Source organism: Sporomusa aerivorans (assembly GCF_041428895.1).
GTDB classification, from domain to species: domain Bacteria; phylum Bacillota; class Negativicutes; order Sporomusales; family Sporomusaceae; genus Sporomusa; species Sporomusa aerivorans.
On the sequence record NZ_CP156926.1, the window covers coordinates 5753688 to 5778051 of the forward strand.

The 24364-nt window shown below is 44.3% G+C and carries 18 protein-coding genes and 1 pseudogene; 4 read left to right on the forward strand and 15 right to left on the reverse strand.

Annotation, left to right across the window (positions count from 1 at the left end; genetic code table 11):
• Window positions 1-218: 218 nt before the first annotated feature.
• Both SATMO3_RS27385 and SATMO3_RS27390 read right to left on the reverse strand, forming a co-directional pair.
• Window positions 219-689 (reverse strand): class I SAM-dependent methyltransferase, encoded by a 471-nt coding sequence (locus SATMO3_RS27385; protein WP_371373811.1) that lies wholly within the window; start codon window positions 687-689, stop codon window positions 219-221.
• 212 nt (window positions 690-901) lie between these two features.
• On the reverse strand, window positions 902-1540 hold the full coding sequence (locus tag SATMO3_RS27390; RefSeq protein ID WP_371373813.1) for a DUF998 domain-containing protein: 639 nt from the start codon (window positions 1538-1540) through the stop codon (window positions 902-904).
• A gap of 228 nt (window positions 1541-1768) precedes the next feature.
• Here SATMO3_RS27390 and SATMO3_RS27395 point away from each other — a divergent pair, with 228 nt between their 5' ends.
• Entirely contained in the window at window positions 1769-2962 is a 1194-nt protein-coding gene (locus SATMO3_RS27395; RefSeq protein WP_371373815.1) for an IS256 family transposase, read from the forward strand.
• A gap of 384 nt (window positions 2963-3346) precedes the next feature.
• Here the strand turns inward: SATMO3_RS27395 and SATMO3_RS27400 are convergent, their stop codons facing one another.
• The 8 genes from SATMO3_RS27400 to SATMO3_RS27435 all read right to left on the reverse strand — a co-directional run bounded on the left by SATMO3_RS27400 (window position 3347) and on the right by SATMO3_RS27435 (window position 11170).
• On the reverse strand, window positions 3347-4591 hold the full coding sequence (locus SATMO3_RS27400) for a Zn-dependent hydrolase (protein WP_371373818.1): 1245 nt from the start codon (window positions 4589-4591) through the stop codon (window positions 3347-3349).
• Between the two features lie 32 nt (window positions 4592-4623).
• A complete protein-coding gene (locus SATMO3_RS27405; protein WP_371373820.1) occupies window positions 4624-5451 on the reverse strand; it encodes an energy-coupling factor ABC transporter ATP-binding protein in 828 nt (275 codons plus the stop codon).
• Window positions 5417-6265, reverse strand: a complete 849-nt coding sequence (locus tag SATMO3_RS27410) for an energy-coupling factor ABC transporter ATP-binding protein (protein WP_371373821.1) — start codon at window positions 6263-6265, stop codon at window positions 5417-5419. Before SATMO3_RS27410 ends, SATMO3_RS27405 begins: the two co-directional genes overlap by 35 nt.
• A gap of 21 nt (window positions 6266-6286) precedes the next feature.
• Window positions 6287-7075 (reverse strand): energy-coupling factor transporter transmembrane protein EcfT, encoded by a 789-nt coding sequence (locus SATMO3_RS27415; RefSeq protein ID WP_371373823.1) that lies wholly within the window; start codon window positions 7073-7075, stop codon window positions 6287-6289.
• A 39-nt stretch (window positions 7076-7114) separates the two neighbouring features.
• A complete protein-coding gene (locus SATMO3_RS27420; RefSeq protein ID WP_371373826.1) occupies window positions 7115-7705 on the reverse strand; it encodes a hypothetical protein in 591 nt (196 codons plus the stop codon).
• Between the two features lie 33 nt (window positions 7706-7738).
• Window positions 7739-8422 carry an AroM family protein gene (locus SATMO3_RS27425; RefSeq protein WP_371373829.1) on the reverse strand — a complete coding sequence of 228 codons (684 nt, stop codon included), beginning with the start codon at window positions 8420-8422 and terminating at the stop codon, window positions 7739-7741.
• 112 nt (window positions 8423-8534) lie between these two features.
• Complete coding sequence (gene allB / locus SATMO3_RS27430) at window positions 8535-9920, reverse strand: allantoinase AllB (protein ID WP_371373832.1); 1386 nt, start codon at window positions 9918-9920, stop codon at window positions 8535-8537.
• A 485-nt stretch (window positions 9921-10405) separates the two neighbouring features.
• Window positions 10406-11170, reverse strand: a complete 765-nt coding sequence (locus SATMO3_RS27435; RefSeq protein ID WP_371373834.1) for a sulfite exporter TauE/SafE family protein — start codon at window positions 11168-11170, stop codon at window positions 10406-10408.
• 490 nt (window positions 11171-11660) lie between these two features.
• Here SATMO3_RS27435 and ftsH point away from each other — a divergent pair.
• Window positions 11661-13049 (forward strand): annotated as a pseudogene (gene ftsH / locus SATMO3_RS27440) (ATP-dependent zinc metalloprotease FtsH); the annotation flags it as partial.
• 328 nt (window positions 13050-13377) lie between these two features.
• Here ftsH and SATMO3_RS27445 read toward each other — a convergent pair.
• Complete coding sequence (locus tag SATMO3_RS27445; protein ID WP_371373836.1) at window positions 13378-15291, reverse strand: sigma 54-interacting transcriptional regulator; 1914 nt, start codon at window positions 15289-15291, stop codon at window positions 13378-13380.
• Between the two features lie 326 nt (window positions 15292-15617).
• Here SATMO3_RS27445 and SATMO3_RS27450 point away from each other — a divergent pair, with 326 nt between their 5' ends.
• Window positions 15618-15785: a hypothetical protein gene (locus SATMO3_RS27450; RefSeq protein WP_371373839.1), complete on the forward strand. Its 168-nt coding sequence runs from the start codon at window positions 15618-15620 to the stop codon at window positions 15783-15785.
• 39 nt (window positions 15786-15824) lie between these two features.
• Complete coding sequence (locus tag SATMO3_RS27455) at window positions 15825-16730, forward strand: dihydrodipicolinate synthase family protein (RefSeq protein ID WP_371373841.1); 906 nt, start codon at window positions 15825-15827, stop codon at window positions 16728-16730.
• A 305-nt stretch (window positions 16731-17035) separates the two neighbouring features.
• Here SATMO3_RS27455 and SATMO3_RS27460 read toward each other — a convergent pair whose 3' ends face one another.
• From SATMO3_RS27460 to SATMO3_RS27475, 4 genes are all read right to left on the reverse strand, one after another.
• Complete coding sequence (locus tag SATMO3_RS27460; protein ID WP_371373844.1) at window positions 17036-17719, reverse strand: NAD(P)/FAD-dependent oxidoreductase; 684 nt, start codon at window positions 17717-17719, stop codon at window positions 17036-17038.
• 189 nt (window positions 17720-17908) lie between these two features.
• Window positions 17909-18484 (reverse strand): flavodoxin family protein, encoded by a 576-nt coding sequence (locus SATMO3_RS27465; RefSeq protein WP_371373847.1) that lies wholly within the window; start codon window positions 18482-18484, stop codon window positions 17909-17911.
• 584 nt (window positions 18485-19068) lie between these two features.
• The gene (locus SATMO3_RS27470) at window positions 19069-20193 is read right to left on the reverse strand and encodes a radical SAM protein (RefSeq protein ID WP_371373850.1); all 1125 of its coding nucleotides are present in this window, start codon (window positions 20191-20193) and stop codon (window positions 19069-19071) included.
• A 652-nt stretch (window positions 20194-20845) separates the two neighbouring features.
• Window positions 20846-24295, reverse strand: a complete 3450-nt coding sequence (locus tag SATMO3_RS27475) for an autotransporter domain-containing protein (RefSeq protein ID WP_371373853.1) — start codon at window positions 24293-24295, stop codon at window positions 20846-20848.
• Window positions 24296-24364: the final 69 nt, after the last annotated feature.

Here is a 24364-nt window from a genome sequence, read left to right on the forward strand (position 1 = left end):
TCTATTTTTTCCTAACGAAAAATTCGATTACACCGTGATAATGAGGATTATTTTCTTCATTATCATATTCGATCCCCTCACAACAACAAATCAGTTCAAATTCATGAAAACAGCTTAATAACTCTTCTTTAGTAAAAAAGTGGATATATAGTTTTTTCTCAGCATCGTAAAAGGTATTTTTATCAATTTCTGCTCTGCTTTCTTTCATAAATTCAAAATTAGGGGTCTAGCGTTGAAAATACACTTAAGTAGATACTGCCGCCTTCCTGTATACCAGATTTAATCGGTTCGAGTAATGCTTTTATATCTGAACCAGAAAAAAAGTTTAAAACATTTGCCGCAATGATCAGAGTATATTTATTTCTTTTGACGGGAAATTGCCTCAAATCACCGATGGTCAAATTAACAGGTAGGTTCATAGAGTCAAAGCTCTCTTTACAGCTATTTATAGCCGGTGCGGAAATATCTACTCCATCTATTGAAAAACCACTCATAGCAAACGGAAGCGAGTTTCTTCCCTCACCAATGCCTAAATCCAAAACCTCGCCCATCTTCACCAAGTCAAAATACTGCATTAATTTTGAATCCGGTCTCCGGGTCCATAACTGCTTGGTCTGTAAATATCTACGATCCCAACTGTTAAAGTCTTTAATTACATTTTGTTTTTCAGCCCTATCCTGGTCACGCAAATTCCCATTCCACCTACCCAATATTACAAATTCCAATTCTAAGCTTTTATTTTCCTGGCAATGATGCAATTCACTGCATGGCGGTGCGGGACTTCCGCCGAATTGCAGTCAATAATTCTCTCCTCACAATGCAAAATCTCTCAGTCATGATAATACCTAAACCAAATCAACCCGAGTGACAGAAAATTCTCCAGCCACCTCATTCAAAGCGACTATTTAATCAGATTTTGTACAGCAATATACCCAAATGGCACATATATGAACAGCAATGTCAATCTCTGCCATAGTCCTTCCCTTGCAATCATCGTATTTTCAAATACAGTTTTTTCAGCCATTATAAAAAACATAAAGAATAGAAACGCGGCTATAAAGGATAGGCTGCAAACGATTCCTGCTATGATATCACTGTCTTTGAATGAAAGCAGCGCTATAAACAAAGGTGCAAAGAGAAGTGCAGTAAAGCCTGAAGCTGAACCAATACCGTGTATTTGAGAAGCAATAGTTTTGTCCTCTTTGCTTTCACTTACGCTAAACATTCCGGCTATCAGCCCCGCGCCAAGTGCAAATATCAAGACAAGAATGGCGACAAAAATGCTCAGCGGCTTTGAAACTGTTACATACCTCGAATATAGGGTAAATGCCGCCATCGTCAACAGCACACCCAAAACGATAAGCCATGCATTGTAATATGTCTTTACCGGACTATTACGATTTCCCAATGAGCTCATAAGCATGGTTTTATGACTGTAACCACGGTAAAAGCGGGCCAAAATATAGGGAACTGCAAAATCCCCCACAATTGCAACGATTAAACTATACCACATAAGCAAATGCTTATATTCAGTTTCCATAAGCAATCTCTCCAAAAGTTACTTTAGGATTCCATACTACTTTGTTCTTTATATTATAACACGCTAACTGCCGCTCACCGATATACCGGCAATAGTACCATCACCTATTTAGAGATAATGTACAATAAGTTTCGCAAATTGAATTAAAAGAAAAAAGAGGACAAGTTTGCAGTCCAAAAGGTAAAATGAAGTCACCACACCACCATTTACCGAAAGGAGACTGCAAACATGTCCAAGGAAATTATACAGTTGAATGAGGAAATCATCAAGGGAGAATTGAAAGAACTGGTACGTAGCAGCGTGGAGGAAACGCTAAATAATCTGTTGGATCAGGAGGCTAGTGACCTGACGCAGGCTGCCAAATACGAGCGTACCGAATCTCGGCAAGGCTATCGTTCCGGTCACTACGATAGAAGTCTGACAACCACATCAGGAAATGTGACTCTCAAAGTCCCTAAACTCAAAGGGATTCCTTTCGAAACCGCAATCATTGAACGGTATCGCCGCCGGGAAAGCTCCGTAGAGGAAGCGCTAATTGAAATGTACCTGGCCGGCGTATCCGTCCGGCGAGTGGAGGATATTACAGAAGCTTTGTGGGGAACCAAGGTATCTCCGTCGACTATCAGCGAGTTAAATAAGAAAGCCTATGTCCATATAGAAGAGTGGAGAAACCGCCCCTTACAGGGCCAGAAATATCCCTATATCTATGTGGATGGAATTTATCTGCGCCGCAATTGGGGCGGTGAATATGAGCATGTGAGTGTACTTGTGGCAATCGCAGTCAATGAAGAGGGTTATCGTGAGGTTCTGGGCGCTGCCGAAGGTATGAAAGAGGATAAAGCCAGTTGGACAGAGTTCTTCAAATGGCTAAAAAACCGTGGCCTAACTGGTGTAAATCTGGTTATAGGAGACAAATGCCTAGGGATGTTGGAGTCGGTATACGACGTGTTTCCTGAAGCCAAATATCAGCGTTGCACCGTCCATTTCTATCGGAATGTCTTTTCAGTAGTACCTCGATCCAAAGTCAAACTAGTAGCTAAAATGCTTAAAGCAATTCATGCCCAGGAAAGCAAATCTGCTGCCAAAGAAAAGGCCAAACAGGTCGCTCAATCCCTGAGAGAAATGAAGCTCAAAGAAGCTGCCACTAAGATAGAAAACAGCATTGATGAAACGCTCACTTACACAGACTTTCCTTATGAGCATTGGACAAGAATTCGTACGAACAATGTGATTGAACGCTTGAACCGAGAAATTAAGCGCCGGACAAGAGTAGTCGGCACGTTTCCTGACGGCCAATCTGCCCTCATGTTAGTCTGCGCCCGCCTTCGTCACGTTGCCGGAACCCAGTGGGGCAGTAAAAAGTATATGAATATGAAACACTTAGAAACTACCGACCTTGAGTCGGGTTTTAGTGCTGACTGATTTTATTTAATATGGATTGCAAACGAATTTGCGAAACTATCTTGACGGTACCATTTAGAATCGGGAAGAAATCTCCCTCCTAACCATTTTCGATCAAAGAATATTGGCGTAAAAAGCAACCATAGCTTACCACAGAGGGTAAGTTATGGTTGCTTTTCATTAAAAATTTGCTATTTTAGTTAGTCAGATTTATTTATTACATTAATACTAATTCACAATTCACTCGTTTTGACTCAATACGGCTTCAACGAAATCTATTTTTCAATTGTCCCATAGTCAAAATACCAACTTTTCTCTGCATTCCCGGCCTCCTCTTGAGGGATGTTTTCCTTAATCTTATATTGCTAGCGCGCTACGCCCAAAAGGACCTAATCTCTACCGTTTTTAGCTATTTTGCTTCAATGCTAGCGATTTCATCGCTTGATTAAGAATATTTATTCCTTTTTCTACATCATCCCAGCGTGTAGCTTCCTCCGGCGAATGACTAATACCATTTACACTGGTAACAAATAACATGCCGCACTGAGTAATCGAAGCCATAATTTTTGCATCATGTCCTGCCCAACTTGGCATTTTTCTTACAACCATATTAACATCGTTAGCCGCATTACACAGCGTGTCTATAATCTTACCGCTTAGGCTTACAGCCGGAGCAAATTTTCGGTCAGTTACGATCGTAGTCACACCATATTTTCCTTCTACCTTCTGCAAAAGTTTTACTATAACTTCATGCACCCCATGTAATATATCATTCTGGGCAGCTCTAGTTTCTATCGTAAACTCTACCTTCCCCGGAATTACATTGGTAGCACCTGGTGTAATTTTTAACGAACCAACGGTTGCCACAAAACTACCTTGAGACTTGTACGCAGCATTGTAGATTTCTTGAACTACCATTGCAGCAGCCACCAATGCGTCACGCCTTCTATCCATCCGCGTAGTACCTGCATGATTTGCATGGCCATGTATTGTAATCCAATGGCGGTCGATGCCTACAATGTCAGTAACGATTGCACAAGGCTCTCCGGCCAAGTCTAGCTCGTAGCCCTGTTCAACGTGCAACTCCAAAAAAGCAAATAGATCAGTTGATTTAATAATGCCACTCTCAAGTAATTCACTCTCTAAGCCATTGTCTTTAAGATGTTCAATTAATTTTTTACCTTGTTTATCGGTCAATGATGCTAGTTTTTCCAGGGTCAATTCACCGGCCAGATACCTTGATCCCAAACACCCTAACCCAAAAACATTTCCTTCTTCTTCCACTGTTCCGATAACTTTCACCGCTCGCACGGGCCGAAAGCCGCTTACCTGCCAAGTACGTATACATTCGACAGCGGCGATAACCCCTAAGGCGCCATCTAAACTACCGCCTTCCGGAACTGTATCTAAATGCGAACCAACCATAAGATAAGGCAGGTTGGAATTTGTTCCAGGATAAGTGCCGATTAAATTTCCCATAGGATCACGTTCTACAGTCATGCCTGCTTCTTTCATGAGAAGTGTAACAAAGGCTTGGCCTTGCCGCCAAGCCTCTGAATAGGATAACCGGCTGGTACCACTGCTTGGTGTCTTGCCCATTGTATCTAGTTTTTCAATTCGCTCTTTTACTAAATTAATATCAATTTCCATTCATACATTCACCTATTTCTCAGCCAACGCGCCTAGGCCATTTTCAATTTTCTAAAATCCTCTACAAATTGGGCAGGTGACAACGCAGGCACTTTAATGCCAATCGTATGGGTAAAAGCAAAAATATCCGGAACTGTTAAGAATGTTTGCCGTAGCTTTTCTTTTTCTAAAAATACCGCGTGAGGATCTCCATCCAGCAAAAGTCCCCCGTCAAAAATAACAACAATCCGTTGTGCATACTCCGCTGCCAGCTCAATATCATGGGTAATCACAATGATTGTATGCCCTTTAGCGTTAAGCTCCTGCAATAATTTCATGAGTTTTTCCGTCCGTGCCTTATCCTGGCCGCCTGTCGGTTCATCAAGAATAATGACATCAGGTTTAATAGCCAGAACAGTGGCAATAGCAAGTCTTTGACGTTCTCCCCGGCTTAGGCTGTGCGGGTGCCTATTTTCCTTACCCTCTAACTCCATGATTTTTAACGCCTCTTTGGCATTTGCTTCAATCACATCTTTCGGCAGTTTTAAGTTTTTGGGCCCAAAAGTGATCTCTTCCCATACCGACGCGCAGAATATCTGGTGGTCAGGATTCTGAAAAACGTACCCGACAGAGGCAGCCAATTTTGATACCGGTGTTGTTCTTGTATCCATTCCTTTCACCATAACGGAGCCACCGGTAGGCTGCAATAACCCATTAAAATGTCTCACCAAAGTACTTTTACCTGATCCGTTTTGCCCGAGTATGGCAATGAAATCACCCTGGTTTATTTCCAAAGAAATACCCTTTAAGGCGAGTATTCCATTTTTTACATATCCGAATTTTAAATTATCGACTTTCACAATTGGTAATGACTTTTCCATATATCTCAACCCCTTCCTCAACACTCATGGGAAGAACCGTATTTTCATTAAGACCTAACATATCAAAAGTATCCAAGAACGATTGTGAAACCTGAGGAAGTTTAATTCTGGAATCACCGTATAATTGCTTAAAAAATTTTCTGGGAGTTTCCTCACACTTAATTTCGCTGTCTCGTATTAAAACCATACGATCGGCAATTTGCGCGAGGCGAGGAGGATCGTTTTCTACAATAATAGTAGTAATACCTGATTGCTTTAGTCTTAGTAGGACTTCAAATATTTCCTCCCGTCCCATAGGATCAAGCTCCCGTGTTGGCTCGTCAAGAATAAGAATATCCGGTTTCATCGCCAGCACAGAAGCAATGGCAACCCGTTGTTTTTGTCCGCCGGATAACTGATGCGATGCTTTATAACGGTATGGAGTCATTCTTACAGTTTCGAGTGCATCCCGTAATCTTTCTTCCATTTCAGCAGGAGGGACGCCGATGTTCTCCATAGCAAATACAACGTCACTTTCAACATTAAGGTTAAAGGATTGATTCTCAGGGTCTTGCAGGACAACACCTACTTTAGTCGCAATATCCTTTACACTCATCGCCGCAGTGTCCTGGCCATCGACGAAAACTTTTCCTTCCATATGTCCGGGAAGTAAATGCGGGATAACGCCGCACAAGGCCATACATAAAGTTGTTTTACTGTCACCAAGGATAGCGATACATTCACCTTTTTTTATACTTAAATTAATATTTTTCAATGCCGGCTCAGCATTTCTGCTATATTTGAATGCCAGGTTTTCTACTCTTATTGCGTCCATCTCCGTCCCTCCTTTTATGTTTTATAAAATATTTGAAGCAACAATAAAAGTAACTGATGCAATCATACTTAAACCTGCAACGACTTTCTCGCCTGCAGTTGCAGGTTTTAACTCCAGAAAAAAAGTCCTGTTCGTAATACTGCCAAAAGCTTTTAAATCCATCGCCAGGGCTATGGATGCAGCACGCCTTAAACACATAATAATCAAGGGTGTCATAAGAGGGATTATTTTAAAAGTTTTTACGAGAAAGTTGCACCGGTCAATATCATAGCCACGGCATTTTTGCGCATTATTGATTGTACTGATTTCATTAATAATAAGCGGTAAAAAACGAAGTGCTAACGTAAATGCATAGGCATATTTAAACGGCATGCCTAAATCATATAGCGCGCGGGTAAGTCGCATCGGGTTAACAAGTGCAAAAAATATCGTCATCGTAATCGCCAAAATAACTACTCTGAGCGTAATTGCTAGACCTAAGATTACGCCTGATTGCGATAAATGAATTGTATAGTTACCAAAAGTAAAACTGGCGATAGCAGGTCCGCCTTGCGTTAAGGCTTGAATCGAGGTAATGCAAAAACATAAAGGAATAACGATACCAATAATTCTTACGATATTTCCCGCTGGAATTTTTCCGGCAACTACTGCCACTGCTAACATTCCTAACATTACTAAATAGGCTGTTATATCTACCGTAGCAAAGGCTGCGAAAATTAAGGAAAAGCAACAGGCCGCAATTGTCACAGGATGCTTCTCCGCAAGAGCCGGTCCCCGATTATTGCTTGTTGTTAAAACATAACTAGACATAGTTTCCTCCTTTCAATCAAGCGCATCTCTAAAATATGCTTACTCTTCAAAAAAGCCTGCACTTCTAACGGTCTTTAATAAGCCATAAATTAAAAACGGAGGAATTATTAATGTAATTGCACCCTGGAACGCATACATGGGAAGCAACTTTACCCAAGGTAACTTAAAGTAAAAAATATGAAGAGGAATGTAGGCAGCCGTAATGAGAACAGTAGATAAAATACTATGCGCAAAACAATATTTCAGACTGACTACATTTTTCACAATTTTATTGGCTAGTATTGCCGAAATCGCTTGCAAACCATTGGTAATAAAGAAGAACGGAGCGATCGGGCTGCTACCGGTAGCTGTTGAGATAAGCGGATTGATTTCAGCAACAATAAGGCCTGGCACCAAGCCATACATCATGGCTCCTAAACCAATGAGAGTTATGGAGATAACACGGCCAGAAACAGGAAATAAACCACCAAACAAGATTGTATCTAATCTTTCGCCAAATTGCATAAGACCAATCATGGCCAGAGAAATAAGCACCCCACTGACAATTCCTTTGGTATCAACGCGACCCGGAATAGGTTTAATAGACATTTTTGCTAGAGGAACATTATAAATTTCTGTATCATTTTGCATTTTAATCCACTCCATCTCATAATATTTTTTTATTTACTGAATCGCCAACAATAAATGCGATATGAGTTTCCTTGAAATAAAAATCGGTTTGTCGTAAAACTCGGCTACGGAATTCATAAATGCAATGTCAAAACCAAAGCAATCAGCAATCAGTCCCTGTGTTTTTTGTAAGGCTGGGTCATTTTTTAAAGCTTTAAATAAACCTTGATGATTGGCAAAGGGACTTTCAACAATAACCTTAGAAACTTCAAAACCTCGCTCGGACCATCTTGCAGTGGCTTCAGTCACTTGACCTTGCGTAGGCACAATTACTGTAAGCTTATCATCGGGTTTTAAAATACTCTCTACGCTGTGAGCTAAAACTGGATTAGGTAAAAGGTAAGGTAGCGAACTTTTCAAATGGGAAAAATCACCCGTACATAAGACGATCGCCCAATCTGCGCCCCCGCTGCAAGATTTTTCGAGGGCCTGCTCTATATGAGGAATAAGCCGATGATGGGATAAGTAAACCGCCTGACCATTTCTTAATTTTGTAATTAAATCTGATTCGCCCGGAACAGGGGCCAAGCTTGTAATTTCCTCGTGAGACAGGTCATCTAAGGCTCCTATATCTAGGATATTAAATGTATTGCCCCATACTTTTTTTAAATCACTGGTAACATCGGTTCGCGGTGATTGACCGATAGACACGCATGCTACTGTTTGTACTTTTTTCAATATTTCACCCCCCTTGCAGATTAATGCCAGCTCAACGAGGAAACATCTATCTATCAAAAAAGACAAAAAGACTTCACTAATGTTAGTGAAGTCTTCATTGACTTAGCGATTATTATATTTTGGGTGAAACTAGCTGGCCCCAAGCTTCGTTCTCTTCAGAAACAATGCCATCTTTCATAACGATTTTACCGCGCACAGTAGTCATCATTGGTAATCCAGTCAAAGTCCACCCGTCATATACTCTGGCGATATCACTAGATTTTGAATAACCTTTCTTTCTGTCCACTACAAACTCTTTTTCTAAATCAACCAGAACAAAGTCAGCATCTGCCCCAATCCGAATAGCACCTTTTTGCGGATAAAGACCGTAGATTTTAGCCGGGTTGGTACTAATGAGCTCAATGACTCTCTCTAAAGTCAGTTTGCCTTGTTTAACAGCAGTCAGCATAAGCGGAAGTCTCAAGTCAATTCCCGGAAAACCCGCTGGCGCAATAAAAATATCCTTATATCCCGTTTCCTTTTCTTCTGTCAAGAAAGGCCCATGATCACTGCCGATCAAATCAACGGTACCATCTTGAACATACTTCCATAGTTCATCGACAATCACTTGTTTTCTCAGCGGCGGATTACATTTAGCATAAGGCCCAAACTTTTCCAAAGCCTGTTCATTTAATAACAGGTAATGCGGACAAGTCTCTAAATAAACTTCCTGCCCGCGACTTTTAGCTTGCTTAACAAGTTCAGCCGCTTCGCCTGTAGAAATGTGGCATAGTTGGACGCGCGCTCCTGTTGCTTCTGCTAAACATAACACCTTTGCTACCGACTCAATTTCAGAAACCGGGGGACGAGACTCAGCATGATTTATGCCACTTACCTTACTTTGCGCTCGAAGTTTCTTAATCAGACTAGAAATAATGTCATTATTCTCGGCATGAATTGCTAAGATCTTGCCGGTCTTAGCCACTGCTTGAAACCCTTCAAAAATTTTTGCATCATTGGCCATTGTAAGACCAGTAAACTCTTTGTCACGACCTTCAGGAGGTTCATGAAAGAAAGTTTTAAAAGCAATAATGCTTTCCTGTGCCACTTTGGGAATCTCTGCGAGCTTATCAGCCCCTGCCGCCCCAAAAAAAGCAAAATCAACCAATGACTGACGATCCGCTATTTCAATTCTTCTCTTAAGAAGTTCCGGTGAATAGGGAGGCGGCATAGAAATTGGATGTTCACATACGGTTGTAACCCCGCCCGCTGCTGCCGCCATACTCCCGGTCATAAATGTTTCCCGTTCATTTTTGCTGGGATCACGGAAATGGACATGCGGATCAACGCCGCCTGGTAAAAGATGCTGCCCTTTGCCGTCAATCACTTCCTTAGCTTCCGGTAAATATTCATCGTTAGCAATAGCAATTATTTTGCCAGCTTTAACTGCAACTCCGGCTTTCACCATACCATGTTCAGTGTGTACGAATACATTCTTAAATGCCAAATCTGCAATCATGATTTCATCCCTTTTATCGAGAAAAAAATAACCCCATCCTTGATGCTAATTCACTGTTTCTTCCACAGAAAAAAGCGCTCAAGGATATCTCCTTAAAGCGCCATTGCTTTTGGATTTATTTTTTTGTCGAGCGTTATTTGCTATGATTCATAGTATACACTTTCCATATTATGGTGTCAAATGATATAACAACATATAAGTTATTAATTATTTTCATATCTACCTGTCAATAATAACTATTTTTAGCAGTAGAGTTTGTCGATTCTGAATTCTAGCGGGGCTCACTTACCATTGGTGGAGCCCATTTGCCCGAACGCTATTATGTGCCTTTAGTCTTACCGCATGACAAATAGGACAAATAGGGACATTCCCTTTTCGTCAACTTCAGATAAAAAATTTCCCTTGCACCCTGAGGTGACAATCAGGGCTGTTTCTTAGATAATAACCCGAGGATTCCAGATGGCTCTTCTTTCTCCAACCCGCTGCTAGCGCACTGTTCCGAATAGCAATAAAAGCCCACCGATCACCGGAATGGCTACCATGGTGGTTTTTAAAATAACGGGCGGTAACCGTCTAGTAAACTTCGCACCAATATAGGTTCCGGTCATCAGCCCGGCAACAACCTTAGTTAATAGGCTAAAATCCAAGTGGCCGTTAATAAGATAACCTATTCCACCGAAAAGGGCAATAGGCAAAGAAATGAGCATGGTTGTGCCCGCCGCCTGGTGAACTGGCATGTTAAAAACAGTTAACAGCCCGATTAAAATAAACGGCATGCCGCCTATCCCGAAGGTACCGGACATAATTCCCGAGACTATACCCACCCCGCCGGCGGCACCCCAGAACTTTGCCCCGGCTGGCGACGATACTCCTTTCGCAAAGGAGTATATCCATTCAGGGAAATAAACCCTGATCGCAAGCAAGATCGCCGATACAAACAGCATCCCGGCAGTCAACCATTTTAGGTCACCGGCCGGCAGCAAACCCGCGAATTTTGCTCCCCCAAACGCCCCTACAGCACCAAATATGCCGACAGCAACCCCGCATTTTACGACGACGTTATTCTCCCGGTAATGGCTATACGTGCCTGAAACTGTCGTAAACACCATCGCCCCCAGCGATGTCCCCAGTGCGGTATGAAGCGGGATACCAAACACTACAGACAGCACAGCAATGACGACTCCCGCTCCTCCGGCGCCGACAAAGCCAAGCATAAGCCCCATGATGAACATTACAAGAATAATCGACATATATTTTCCTCCGTAAGAATGTACTACTATTACAATAATGACGGGACAATTAGGGACGTTCCTTTTCCGTCAGCTTCTTGTCACAACGCCTCGTGCTATGCCGGTTATTCTTTCGATCTGCCGAATCGATAATCCTGCCTCTTTTAATTTTCTCAGCATGGCATCCCTCTCACCTTATCCAGAAACCATTCTCGTGGGCTCACACCCATTGACCTGATGTATAATCCTGCGACGTATTTCTCCGTCATCTATCCGAGTTGCCTGTAAAGTTACAGATATGGTTCAATGTTATGTCACATCTACCAGGTAATTCATATACTAAATACAAAGGAGGTGCTGCATGCTTGTCAATAATGTGGTGGTGTCCTTCATGGAAACCACCGGAAGATTGCAGTTTTGGCAATAGATACCTCCGGTAATGACGATAATTAATTTTCTAAAACAATAACATCCAAGAAAGGGTGTAGTCATTCAAATGGCAAACAGAATAAGCCAAGCTAAATTGCGTAAAAATGACAAAAAAAGCCCCGTATCCTTTAAGGATGTCGCCGGAGCAGTGGAAGCAAAGCAAGATATGGAGGAAATTATAGAATTTCTCAAGCACCCCAAAAAATTTCGTGAAATCGGGGCGAAAGTTCCGAAAGGAATATTACTTTACGGACCTCCGGGCACGGGCAAAACCCTTCTGGCCCGCGCAGTAGCCGGCGAGGCCGGAGTGCCGTTTTTCAGTACAAGTGCATCGGAGTTCGTGGAAATGTTCGTTGGTGTAGGCGCCTCCAGAGTTCGCGACCTTTTCAAACAAGCCAGAAAAAAAACTCCAAGCATTGTATTTATCGATGAGATTGATGCTGTTGGCCGGGAACGCGGGACGGGATTAGGGGGCGGACACGATGAACGTGAACAGACACTTAACCAGCTTTTAGTCGAAATGGATGGCTTTAACGCCTCACAAAGTATTATTATTATCGCCGCAACTAACCGTCCGGACATTCTTGATCCGGCACTCCTGCGTCCAGGGCGTTTTGACCGTCGGATTCTTGTAGACAAACCGGATGCCAAAGGCCGTGTGGAAATCTTAAAAGTGCATACGATGGGTAAACCTTTAGCCGAAGATGTTGATCTAGAGATCATATCCCGCCGCACTGCCGGTTTTACCGGAGCCGATATCGGCAACCTCGTAAACCAGTCGGCGATTCTTGCCGTTCGTTCGTGTAAAAACCGGATTACTATGACCGATTTGGAAGAAGCGATAGACCTTGTTATCGCCGGTCCGGAAAGAAAGAGCCTGGTTATGAGCGAGAGAGACAGAATGATCGCCGCTTATCACGAAGCTGGCCATGCTTTGGTAACACTACTTTTAGAGCACGCCGACCCGCTTCACAAGGTTTCGATAATCCACCGCGGAGTTGCTGGCGGTTATACTCTTACGATTCCGCGGGAAGACCGCTATTTCATAACCCAGTCCGAACTCATTGATAAAATAAAAGTCTTTCTCGGCGGCCGGGTTGCCGAATGCGTTGTATTGAATGAAATCAGCACCGGGGCCCAGAATGACCTTAAGCAGGCTGCCGATATTGCTCGGAAAATGGTCTGCGATTATGGTATGGGAAAAACAATCGGGCCTATTATTTACGGGCAGGGTGAAGAGGTTTTTTTAGGGCGGGATATTGCCCGCAAGCGTACCCATAGCGAAGAAATTTCATTCAGCATCGATGCAGAAATTCGCGACATTATCAAAGGTGCTTATGGTGAAACAGAGGAAATTATCCGAAACCATATCGATGAACTCCATCATATCGCGAGTGCGCTATTAAAAAATAATACGCTGGATGGCGAAGAAGTCCGCGAACTAATAAAATGGGACACTTTTACAAGGTGATGAGGAAAGATACTATTTAAAGTCTTCCAGCCCTCGGAGGGGCCACTAATTCGCCCTCCAAGCCATTTTCTAAAATTGTCCTTTCTTTCTCTTGCGGCGTTCCGGGGTAATTTTTCTTTTGGCCATAAATAAAACCTCCAAGTTCGGTGCTTCTATTTTACACCAGCTTGGAGGTTTACACAGTTTTAGGGATAGTCTCGGGCACAGAAAATTTTGTGACAGAGACAAATACTCTCGCCTGCGGCTTAAATCTTGTTTCGGTCGCAGCCCATTGCATAAGTTTGCCATATGCCTCAATTATTTCAGGCTCTGCAGTAGTGACGAGCTGCTAGTATGTTTTCTTCACTTCTATGTTATAAATTTTGAGCCAGCGGTGAAGGGTGCTTCTGTCAATCCCTAATATTTTAGCTGCTTTTGTAATATTAAAATTGGTTTGTTTTAAAGAAGCCAGAATTTTTTCCTGCATAACTGCAGTCTCCTTATCGATTGACGAGGGAACTGCCGGCTCATATTCCCTGTCTTCTAAATAATTGTAAATTACCTGTTCCGTAATAACAGACGAATTTCGGGCGGTGGCTACCAGCCTTTCCATAAAAAACTTTAATTCCCGGACGTTACCCGGCCAGTCATAAGCGGTCAAAGCGTCATAGGCTTTGGCGGGAAATTCAATTTGCTTATGATGACGCTGTAAATAATAGTCCATAAAATGCCGTGCAAGATGGTGAATATCGCCTTGTCTTATGCGCAACGGCGGCAGGTTTATCGTCAGTACTTTCAGGCGATATAACAGATCCTGGCGAAAATGCCCGTTGCGGACGGCTTCTTTTAAATTCTGATTGGTTGCGGCAATAATCCGGACGTCAATCGGAATATATTTGTCGTCTCCCAGGCGCATAACCTGTTTTTCCTGCAATACCCGCAAAAGGCGGGTTTGTCCGTATTTATCCATTTCAGTTATTTCATCCAGAAAAATGGTGCCCCGATGAGCCATTTCAAACAACCCCGGTTTCCCCTTTCTGGTTGCTCCCGTAAAAGCGCCTTCGACATACCCGAATAATTCGCTTTCCAGCAAATTGGCAGGCAAGGCGGCACAGTTGACAGCCACAAAGGGACCGTTTCTCCGCCGACTCATATTATGAATGCTTTGTGCGAACAATTCTTTGCCGGTACCCGTTTCGCCGACAATCAATACGGTAGCATCAAGCGGAGCAATCTCCTGGGCAATCCTTTTACTTTCACATATTTTGTCGGATTCTCCCAGGATATCCTCCAAATGATATTTGGCAATAAATTGTTTGGCAAATACTTCATTACGAATTTTTGCCTCTGTTTCCTGAATACGGGTAACATCTTGAAACGTGATAACAATGCCGATAATCGACTGACCAACTTGGATTGGTCCTAGATTGCTGGTTATCCAGCGATCGCCGATTTTGACAATTTGCCCGAAGATTTCTTTTCCGTCGAACAGACAGGTATTCAGGTTCTGGATTTGGAGGACCGAGTCAATTTGTGCTCCCAGCACTTTTTGCGCAGAGCAATCCAACAGTTTCTCAGCCGCATGATTGAATATGGTAATGACCTTTTCCCGATTGATATAAATTATGCCTTCCAAAGAATAATCGACTAATGCTTTAAACTCCTGTGCTTTTTCTTTTTCAAGCTGGCGGGCCAGAGCAATCCTTTTTGCCTCTAGAAAGGCTGACTGGAATGCGAAACTGCCGGTATGAATATATACCGCCTTCAGGCCTTTTTTCCGGGCTTGAATTACCGTATTGGCCCCACCGATGACAATGTCAGTGCTGTCAGGGGACAGTTCGTGAATTTTCCGGGAGATATCACCCGTTTTTTCTAACAGTTGGGCTGTCAGCCGGATATCCAGAATCTCGGCAAACATAGCGACGGCCTTGATGGTATTGTTAAAGCCGATTGCCGTAATTCTGGGATTAGGCAATCCTGTAATATGCTTTGCCTTTTTATATACCTTGGCCAGATCCTGGGCCGTAATGGCAATTTCAAGAACCGGAATCCTGATCTTGGACTCAATGAGCAAGTTGGCTGTTCCGCCGCGAGTAACGAGGACATCAATGTCCTTATTCTGAAGTTCTCTGATCAGTTCGGCAATGTTATTTGATTTTGTCAGATAAATATCTACGGTATCAGTCAAGCCTAATTCTTGAATAATTTTTTTCCCCTTAAGAAAAAGGTACTTATCCGGAGCGATATAAGCTATTTTGGACATTGTCGTTACTCCCCGCTTACATATGGTACTGTCATGAATGGTAAAAACCTTAGTTGTTATTATAGCAAGCCAATATTTCACGCGCAACAACTGTGGCAACTATAGCGGCAATAGTTGCGATAAATTTCTCCAGAATATGGTCAAAAAGATGGCCTGGGTTCACTATTTAATGCTTTTTTAATTGGCACAACTTTTGCATTAATAGTGGAACAGGTACGGCATATTACTGCAACAATGGAAAAATCTGTCGGCTTCCGGTTGTTTTTACGGAGCAATGCGCCGGTGTTGTACCGTAAACATACATCAGTCAAGAAGGAGGACGTGTTATGGATGTCAGTTTTATTAAAGGCGCTATCGTCCCGGTGGTTACTCCGGTTGATAACCTTGACCGGATATTTGATGCAGGCGTTCCGATTAGGCCGAATGGCCCCTGTACAAGCGCTAATCTGGGCATTCTTAAAGAAATATTGATCAAAATGGGATTAGCCAGTTAACAAAGAATTCCACTACTTTGTATATAAGGAGCTACCTGAATGAATGTAAATATGCGCGGTGTATTCCCGATTATAACAACCCCGTTTCAGAATACCGGTGATTTGGATGAAACAGGCTTGCGAAATATTATCCGCTTTTGTCTCAGGGCAGGTTCGCATGGAGTTGTGACGCCGGTAAATTCAAGTGAGTTTTATAGCCTGACCGATGAAGAACGCCGGCAAGTAGTAGAAATCACGGTGAATGAAGTGGCCGGCAAAGTGCCGGTTATAGCAGGTGTTGCCGGCACTTCATTAGAGCATGCGGCTTATCATGCCAAATATGCGGTTGCGGCCGGGGCAGACTCTCTTATTGCCTTTCCTCCTTATGTTAAAAAAGCTTCTCCTGACGAGATTGTGCAGTATTACCAGGTAATTGACGAGATAGCCGGGGGAAGGCCTGTATGGATTCAAAATGATATGCCGCCTCTCGGTACGCAAATGAGCCCGGAGTTAATTGCCAGGATTGTGAATGCAACCAACTCAACTCATTATGTCAAGGAAGAATGCGTGCCGGCCGGACATAACATTACAAAAATCAGATCTTTGACCGGTAATAAGCTGAAAGCAGTGCATGGGGGAAAAGGCGCGATCTATATTATGGACGAATATGCCCGGGGCTTGGACGGCACAATGCCGGCCTGTGCTGTTATCGATTTATATGTCGATCTTTGGAATATGCTGGAGGGCGGCGATATGGAAGGCGCCAATCGGCTTTTCAATACCATGCTGCCATTTATCAGCATGGCCTCCCTGCATGTGGTTTGTTTGCACAAAGAAGTGCTTTACCGGCGAGGTATTATTGAAAATACCTATGCAAGAACAGGCGGCGGCATTCCGCTGGATGAATACGACAGAAAGCGCTTGAAGGTTATTCTGGCGGATATTCAGCCGCTGTTCAAATTGTAATGATGGCGCAACCGCGCTTCATGATAAATATTACATCCCACCTATCACTAATAGCTTCCATGAATTCTTTATTCCGTCCCAGATCCCAGATAAGACTGACTGCCAGATCTACGAACTGCTCTGAAGAACCAAAAAGGCCCACCCAAATACATTTGGCTGAGCCTCTTTGAGCCATTACCAGTGATAAAGATATGATTCGTGTAAAAAGGTACGGTTCTCCATATCGGGTCAAACGGCGAATTCTAAACGAGACTCGCAGGAACCGCCCCTTTACTCATTTAAATCAGCTCATTTCTTGCTATTTCTTAATTGGATAACTCCTGCTTGACCTTTTCAAATCCGAGACGATCAATTACATTTCCTAGACGTTCATAACTCTTTGCATGTTCTTTATAATAATTAATAATCTTATCAACTAACGGCAAAACATCCTCTTGCGGCACATTTTCAGCTAATATGTTAGCCAGCCGCGGTTTGATGCCAGCATTACCGCCAATCATGATTGTGTATCCTTTTGGAGTACCCATAATTCCTAAATCCCTGACCGCTGGTTCACTACAAGAATTTGCACAGCCAGCAACACTCATTTTAAATTTAGATGGTAAATCCATACCATGATATTTTTCATCCAGCTCAAAACCCAATGTTACAGCATCCTGTTGGGCCCGTTTACAGAAATGGGTTGCCGGACAAATTTTTATGCTGCGTACGCACAAACCAATAGCATGTCCTTTTTTCATGCCCAGATCTTCCCACACCTGGTCAATCTTATCTTCCTCAATGCCGACAATGGCAATGCGCTGCGCACTTGTGAGTTTTAAAGCCTGGGCGCCATACCTTTCCGCAACATCCACAATTTTACGCATCAAATTGAAATCTAAAATAACCCCTCCGGGTATATGCGGTGCCACAGCATAGGTTTTTTTGTCCCGTTGCAATACAGCACCTTTTTCCAACATATCACGTTTTGTCTCTTGTCTTGTTTCCATAATAACTCCTCCATGATAAAATGTTGACCCGTACAGTATATCCCAATAATATTTTGTACAAAAACAATAAAAAAAAACATCCCAGAGTGCGGAAGCCGAGAGGCAACCCGGGGAACTCAACAGCAGATATTTCGCACATCACAGAAAACCAAAGTATACCCCTGCTTATCCGCAATTGCAAAATCCTCATTATTCCGTGAATCGTTCCGTAACCAACGATGAACCGATATCCTTCATGACAGTGTGCAGATGTTTTCTTTCATGCGCCGGTTCATTTCGCATACCGGCAACGATCTGTACCTCTTTAACATCAAATTCCAGCAACTGAAACATGTTTTTCGTATAATCAAAATACAACTGGAACAGGCCGGCGTCAGGATTACCCTGAGTAAACACAAGAACCAGCTTTTTTTTCGCATTTTCTTTGAAATACGGCGAGAATCGCGGAGAGAATTGCGCAAACAACCTGTCGGTGAATATCTTCGCCTGGGCACTCATCTGCCCCATGTAAACCGGCGAGCCGAGAACAAGGGCATCGGCATGCTCCAGCGCATTATAAAGTTTCTGCATATCGTCGTTGATAATACAACCCTGATCGCCCTGTTTGCAGCCATAACAACTCAAGCACGGTTTGATATCAAGATCGCTGAAATACCAGGATTGAGTTTCGGCGCCCTGTTCTTTCGCACCTTCGAGTATTTTGTTTACTATCCAGGCGGTATTGCCTTCCTTTCGCGGACTTGCGATAAATCCGATGATTTTCATCTTTCCTCTCTCCTCCTTATCAACGGTTGTTCTGTAGATTGTGTATTGATTGATAAGTTATGTTTCCTTGGTAACATAACTATTTTATCACTTAATAACTAAATAATTCATACCGGACACCAGGATCTCCCCAAGCAAGCTATTCTTGTAATCCACCATTTGTCAGCCAGTCGGCCAAAGATCAGCACCAGACTGGCAATAGCCGGCAGGTAGGAAACAGCGATCCACTGCACAATAAACAACATAACCTTCAATTGAGTTGAAATAGTGGGTAAAGCAACATTAATAATACTTGCTGCATTTTAAGCTACAACATATTGATTTTATTTATCAAAGACAAATGCCCCAATCCCCTGTTATATCGAGGATTGAGGCCATTTTTCGTCGTTACCAGTGATACGGCTCTCCGTATCGGGTTAAACGGCGAATTTTTTAGTTCAAACGATCCTTTTAGCGCCGTCTTTCAGCGCTAAGAATTCAACGGGGTATTAATTTTCATTAATAAAAAAGGGGAAAACCATTCCTCTCATGACGTTTTCAAACCTTCTGTTTGGTTTAGAGTATTGGCTAACTGACACATCATTCTAAAAATCTATAATTTCCGGTTTATAGTCGTCAGGCAATTCTTCTTCATTTATAAATTTGAAATTGTCATCATTCAGTATTGGTATAAATATTTCGTATGGAATCATAGAAAATTCACAGGCATAATTACTGGATCCGAACAGCATGCCTGCTTTGTTGCTCAAATTTAACCCTCTTGCAAACTTTGTGTAGTTTGAACAATCATGAACTGCTAAATCCCAGTTTCCTTCATCAGCTATTTTCATGAATTTCAGAGTTAATTCCCTACTCCAGATTGGAGATATATAGCCATGTCGGGAAATATACATATTTTCCCCATAATAATTGTTTATGTTATTCTCATTTAAATGCAATTCCGCACAATTGATAAAATCGAGTTTTGTATCGAAGATTGCTTGCCTTTTCTTAAAGAACACTTCGAAAAACTCAGGAGTCATTGGAGTTTCGATACCTACACTTTTAATATATTTTTTCGCTAAGCCAATATTTTTAATTACTTTGTCCGAACAATTAGAAGCACCTAGGTTGAAACGTATCTCATTAAGTCCGGCTTCACCTAATGCTTTCAATGTCTCTTCTGTCGCCAAAGTGCCATTTGTGTATAAATGTTGATAAATATGAGCATCACTAAATCTCTTTATAATCGAATAGTATTTTTCAATTTCCATAAAAGGTTCTAAAAAAACGTAGGAAATGCCAGTGGGTTTTTGATAAATGGAAAGAAGCAAATCAATATCCTTCTCGTAAAATTTTGTGCCGCCAATTTCCCACATACCTTCGCCAACTGGATGAATGTCTTCTAGTTCGCCATAATTATAACAGAACTTACACTCTAAATTACATTTGTTCGTTTTCCTAATTGCACTCAAACCAGTACCCAACAGACAAGAACGGCATCCTTTGGGGAATTTGCTTTCATTTCCTACAAAAAAAGTCCTATTTTCCAAAGTTTTTAAACTTCGAATTTCCGACATCAACATATCATTTCTATGATCAATTGCTGCCTCAATTTGCGCAAAAGTAGAGTAAATTATTTCTTCATGTTTTATACTAATTTCCTCTTCCTCAGGCAATTGTGAAAAAAAATCAAACCATATCAACGCATCTTTCTTGGAAATTTTCATAACGTATCCGCCTATCTACTTAATCTAATACTTCACATTATTCGCCAAGTGTGAATACCATTTAAAAATCGGTAGTCGAGCCTGATTACTTATTCTTATAATGAGCAGTCAAGCCATAACATCTAAATTATACTGGGTTACGCATCAGTTTTCAACAATGTCAACGGGAAAGTCGGCAGTGTTGAAAACCGATGCCAACAACTCCGTCCCAAAGCTGCATTTACTTTCCACATTCGTAGGGCAATCAGGGCACTTATATTTCTCGCTTAGGTACGCGAAAAAAACGCCCCCATCCCCGCATTTTGAAGGATTGAGGCCATTTTTCACCGTTACCATTGGGATAAGACTCACAGGGACGGTTCTATTGAGTCCAAAAGTCCTATAAGATAACAACTAATAAATTTACCGTAAAAATACAAAGTTCCTGCAAATTATTTAGAACATTCTGCAGGAACTTCGATTATTTTTGTATCTACTTATATAATGAGTGATTTCTCGCCGTTACCAGTGGTACGGTTCTCCGTATCAGGTCAAACGGTGCAGGAAAAGGCAATGAGGTCTGCCCTCATTGCCCTTCAAAAAACCTAAAACACATTACCTTATCATCTTATTGGTGGACTTAAAACCAACCGCATTATTTATCCTCAAGGTCTCAGAACTTCATGCTGAGGTTAGCTTTGAAAGATTGATCAACGAGATGGTTGGCGAACTGCCCGTTGTAGGAGATGGCGAGCGTTTTGGTCGGCGAAAGCGTGAAGTCAAGACCTGCCTCGACCACAGCGGCGTCGCGGGCGATGGGTACGCCGCCCAGCGTGAACGCGCTCGAACCCGAAGCATAGCTCATGGTCGCCGTTGGGATTGTGTCACCATAGGCGTGACGCCAGCCCAACAGGCTCCGCGCTGTCACCGCTTTTTTGCCCAAATTGACACTGGCTGTAGTACGAAGGCCGAGCGTTGTGAACAGCGTATCCATTGACACTCCCGATCCGTTGAGTGCTGCCGCACCGCCGCTCTCGCGTAGACTGTTGGCATCGAAGTTCACATAGGACAGATTGACGAACGGTTCGAGCTTCGTAACACCCTTTTCGGTCCCGTAGCTTAACTCTGAGAACGCTTGGAACGTCCCGGCATGGTAACCGCCGCTCAGTCGATCCGAGAAGCCGGGGAACATCACGCTGCGCGTCGTGTCAATATTATGCCAGGTATAAGCCAACCCCGAACGGAACCCGAGCTGCCCCCAGTCCGAGCCGCCATAAAGTCCCAGATGGTAGTTATCGCTCGATCCTGAAGAATTACGAGCCTTCACGTCAAAGCTTGTATGACTGTAGCCTGCGACTGCGCCGAACCGCCAGGTGTCGGACGCCGGAATATCTGAGCCAAACAGGAAGCCGCCTGTCGAGCGATCCATCTTGGCCGCATTGCCGTTACTGCTGGTATGGCCCCACGACCCGAATGCCTGGCTCCAGGCACCGGGTGCGTTTGCTTTCACCCTCAGTCGGTCGTTCATCGCATTGCGTACGAAACGGCTGTCTTCAATCAATGTTGTCGCAACCGATGCATGGAGTTCACCCGAAAGCTGGTCGAAGGCGTGACGCGCCTGATCTGATGACAGGTTTAGCACGGCGTCATAAATGGAATTGCCGAGGGTGAGACTCTCCGTTCCTTTGCCGGCGGTGATCTGGTTCGGCGTTAACCCTATCCCGTCAAAGGTTACATCATTACGTGTCAGGCGCAGATAGACATTATTTGTATCGTAGGAGAGCGACGGATCGAGGAAGGCCAGGTTTGAGGTCACACCGTCCGTGAACGTGCCGCTCACGCCGTTAGTGGCTGACAGGATGGTGTAGGTTGTCGCTGGTGCGTAGTTACCTGTTGCGGCCAAGACCTGAACTGAGCCGCCATTGATCGTGGCTGTGCCCGATGCGTTGATCCTGTCAGCTTGTCCCGCCGCATTCGTCTCGACTTCGTAGACTGAGCCCGTATTGAACGTGATATCACCTGCAACATTGAGCGTGCCAATTGAGTTGCCAGGTGCAATTACCCCGTTCATGGTGAGGTTGCCGACCGTGCCGGTGCCCTGAAGGCGGCCACTTGTCTGGATATCCAGCACGCCGCCCAGCGTCCCGTTCACTTTCAGGGAGCCCGCCTCTACCGTGGTCGTACCTGTGAACGTTCCACTATTGCCCGTTAACGATACCAAGCCCGATCCGAGCTGCCGGATCGCGCCTGCTCCTGTGATCTGTCCACTCAAGGTCACGCCATCGGAACGATCGAATGCCAGAACGCCGTTATTGACAACATCGCCGGTGATCGACCCCGTAGTTCCGCCATTGCCAACTTGCAGCGTACCGCCGGAAATGGTCGTGCCGCCAGTATAGGTATTATCATTGGTGAGAATAACGGTGCCGGTTCCATTCTTTAGCAGGCTCCCAGTACCGGAAATAACATTGTTATATGTACCAGCGAACGACTGATCAAACGCAACCTGTCCATTATTCGCAACGGAACCGCCAAGAGCCGTCGTATTGCCGACGAGCTGACCGTTGAGCACTGTTGTCGCTCCAGTATAGGTCAGAGTACCGGCCATGTTCACCGTGCCGGTGCCATCCTTTACGAGATCGCCAGAGCCGGAGATATTGCCGGCAAACGTGCCATCCGTGTCCTGATCGATTAGCAGCGTGGCGTTGTTGACAACATTACCCATCAGGTTATCGGTTGTGACGGAAAGCGTGCCGCCAGAGATAGTCGTACCGCCGGTATAAGTATTGTTGCCAGTGAGCGCCAGCGTTCCGCTGCCGGTCTTGGTGAAGCTGCCCGACCCGGAGACCGTATTCGTCAGGGTCCCGCTGCCATCGACGATGAGAGCACTGTTGTTGGCGATCGCACCGCTGCCGAAGCTGGTGGCGATACCTGCAAGCGTGCCGCCAGAAATGGTTGTGCCGCCGGTATAAGTGTTGTTGCCGGTGAGTGTTGTTACGCCGTTTTCGGCAATAATCTGTCCTGCGCCGGAGATGTTGGCTCCAAGGGAGTAATTGGTGCTTGTATGGTTGAACACCAGCTTACCGGTGCCAGAGCCGAATTCGACCGCTGCCGCCTTGAGCGTTCCCGCTGCGACGGCAGCGGAACCGGAAGCAGCGCCGATATTCACTGTGCCAGTTGATCCGGTACTAAAAGCAATGGCGAGGGTGCCGCTATACGCACCGTTCGTCTCCGTGCCGACTGTCACAAGGCCGCCCTCCGCGATGGTCAGCGTGCCCGTGCCATCCCGGCCGACACGAAGGCTGGTGCCGTTATCGGTCAACGTCGAGCCAGCGCCGGTGACGGTCACCGTGCCAGTGCTGCCAGCGCTAAGTCCGATACGGGCATCCGTATTGATGACCGTTCCGCCATTCTCAATGGTCAGTACACCCGTTGAACTGCCGCTCGGATCGACGTAACCGAGGATGAGTTGTTTGCTGTTGTTCCACGTTGAACCAGCGCCGGTGACAGTCACCGTGCCGTTGCCGCCGTCGCGGGCTCCGAGAAAGCCGTTCGTACTGCTGACCGTTCCGCCATTCTCAATGGTCAGCGTGCCTGTGCTGCTCCAGCCGACGACGAGTTCATTGCTATTCGTCCACGTTGAATCGGTGCCGGTGACGGTCACCGTACCAGTACTGCCGGCGTAGTGTCCAATCGTGCCGTTCTGATTGTTGACCTTTCCGCCATCCGAAATGGTCAGCGTGCCCGTACCGCTCCCACCGACATCAAGATCTTCGGGATTCGTCCACGTCGAACCCGTGCCGGTGACGATCACCGTACCATTGCTGCCAGCGTTGTATCCGATCGTACTGGTCCTATTATCGACCGTTCCGCCACCCGAAACGGTCAGCACGCCCGTGTTGTTCAAACCGACAATAAGCTGTTGACCTGGATAGGCTGTCGTCGCCGCGATGGTACGAGTTTCAGTGTCAATGATCTCGTCGCTAGCCAGCGCCTCCCCGCCCCAGGAAAGGGTTAAGGCTAGAGTGATAGAAGCGAGAAGAAAGCGTCGCTTGATCCGGGTAGGTCGATTGAGTAGCGAATGCTGATCTGAGGCAAAATCGACTTTTGATAAATCTGCCATATGAACCCCCCTAAAATTTTATCTGGCTGTATATAATTCTTGAGATCACCTCCTCGTTGTGCGAACATT

What these genes read in the sequence shown, in the direction of transcription:
- SATMO3_RS27390 (WP_371373813.1), bottom strand. Translation starts at nt 1,540, where the DNA reads ATGGAAACTGAATATAAGCATTTGCTTATGTGGTATAGTTTAATCGTT.
- SATMO3_RS27395 (WP_371373815.1), top strand. Translation starts at nt 1,769, where the DNA reads ATGTCCAAGGAAATTATACAGTTGAATGAGGAAATCATCAAGGGAGAA.
- SATMO3_RS27400 (WP_371373818.1), bottom strand. Translation starts at nt 4,591, where the DNA reads ATGGAAATTGATATTAATTTAGTAAAAGAGCGAATTGAAAAACTAGAT.
- SATMO3_RS27405 (WP_371373820.1), bottom strand. Translation starts at nt 5,451, where the DNA reads ATGGAAAAGTCATTACCAATTGTGAAAGTCGATAATTTAAAATTCGGA.
- SATMO3_RS27410 (WP_371373821.1), bottom strand. Translation starts at nt 6,265, where the DNA reads ATGGACGCAATAAGAGTAGAAAACCTGGCATTCAAATATAGCAGAAAT.
- SATMO3_RS27415 (WP_371373823.1), bottom strand. Translation starts at nt 7,075, where the DNA reads ATGTCTAGTTATGTTTTAACAACAAGCAATAATCGGGGACCGGCTCTT.
- SATMO3_RS27420 (WP_371373826.1), bottom strand. Translation starts at nt 7,705, where the DNA reads ATGCAAAATGATACAGAAATTTATAATGTTCCTCTAGCAAAAATGTCT.
- allB (WP_371373832.1), bottom strand. Translation starts at nt 9,920, where the DNA reads ATGATTGCAGATTTGGCATTTAAGAATGTATTCGTACACACTGAACAT.
- SATMO3_RS27435 (WP_371373834.1), bottom strand. Translation starts at nt 11,170, where the DNA reads ATGTCGATTATTCTTGTAATGTTCATCATGGGGCTTATGCTTGGCTTT.
- SATMO3_RS27445 (WP_371373836.1), bottom strand. Translation starts at nt 15,291, where the DNA reads ATGTCCAAAATAGCTTATATCGCTCCGGATAAGTACCTTTTTCTTAAG.
- SATMO3_RS27450 (WP_371373839.1), top strand. Translation starts at nt 15,618, where the DNA reads ATGGATGTCAGTTTTATTAAAGGCGCTATCGTCCCGGTGGTTACTCCG.
- SATMO3_RS27455 (WP_371373841.1), top strand. Translation starts at nt 15,825, where the DNA reads ATGAATGTAAATATGCGCGGTGTATTCCCGATTATAACAACCCCGTTT.
- SATMO3_RS27460 (WP_371373844.1), bottom strand. Translation starts at nt 17,719, where the DNA reads ATGGAAACAAGACAAGAGACAAAACGTGATATGTTGGAAAAAGGTGCT.
- SATMO3_RS27465 (WP_371373847.1), bottom strand. Translation starts at nt 18,484, where the DNA reads ATGAAAATCATCGGATTTATCGCAAGTCCGCGAAAGGAAGGCAATACC.
- SATMO3_RS27470 (WP_371373850.1), bottom strand. Translation starts at nt 20,193, where the DNA reads ATGAAAATTTCCAAGAAAGATGCGTTGATATGGTTTGATTTTTTTTCA.
- SATMO3_RS27475 (WP_371373853.1), bottom strand. Translation starts at nt 24,295, where the DNA reads ATGGCAGATTTATCAAAAGTCGATTTTGCCTCAGATCAGCATTCGCTA.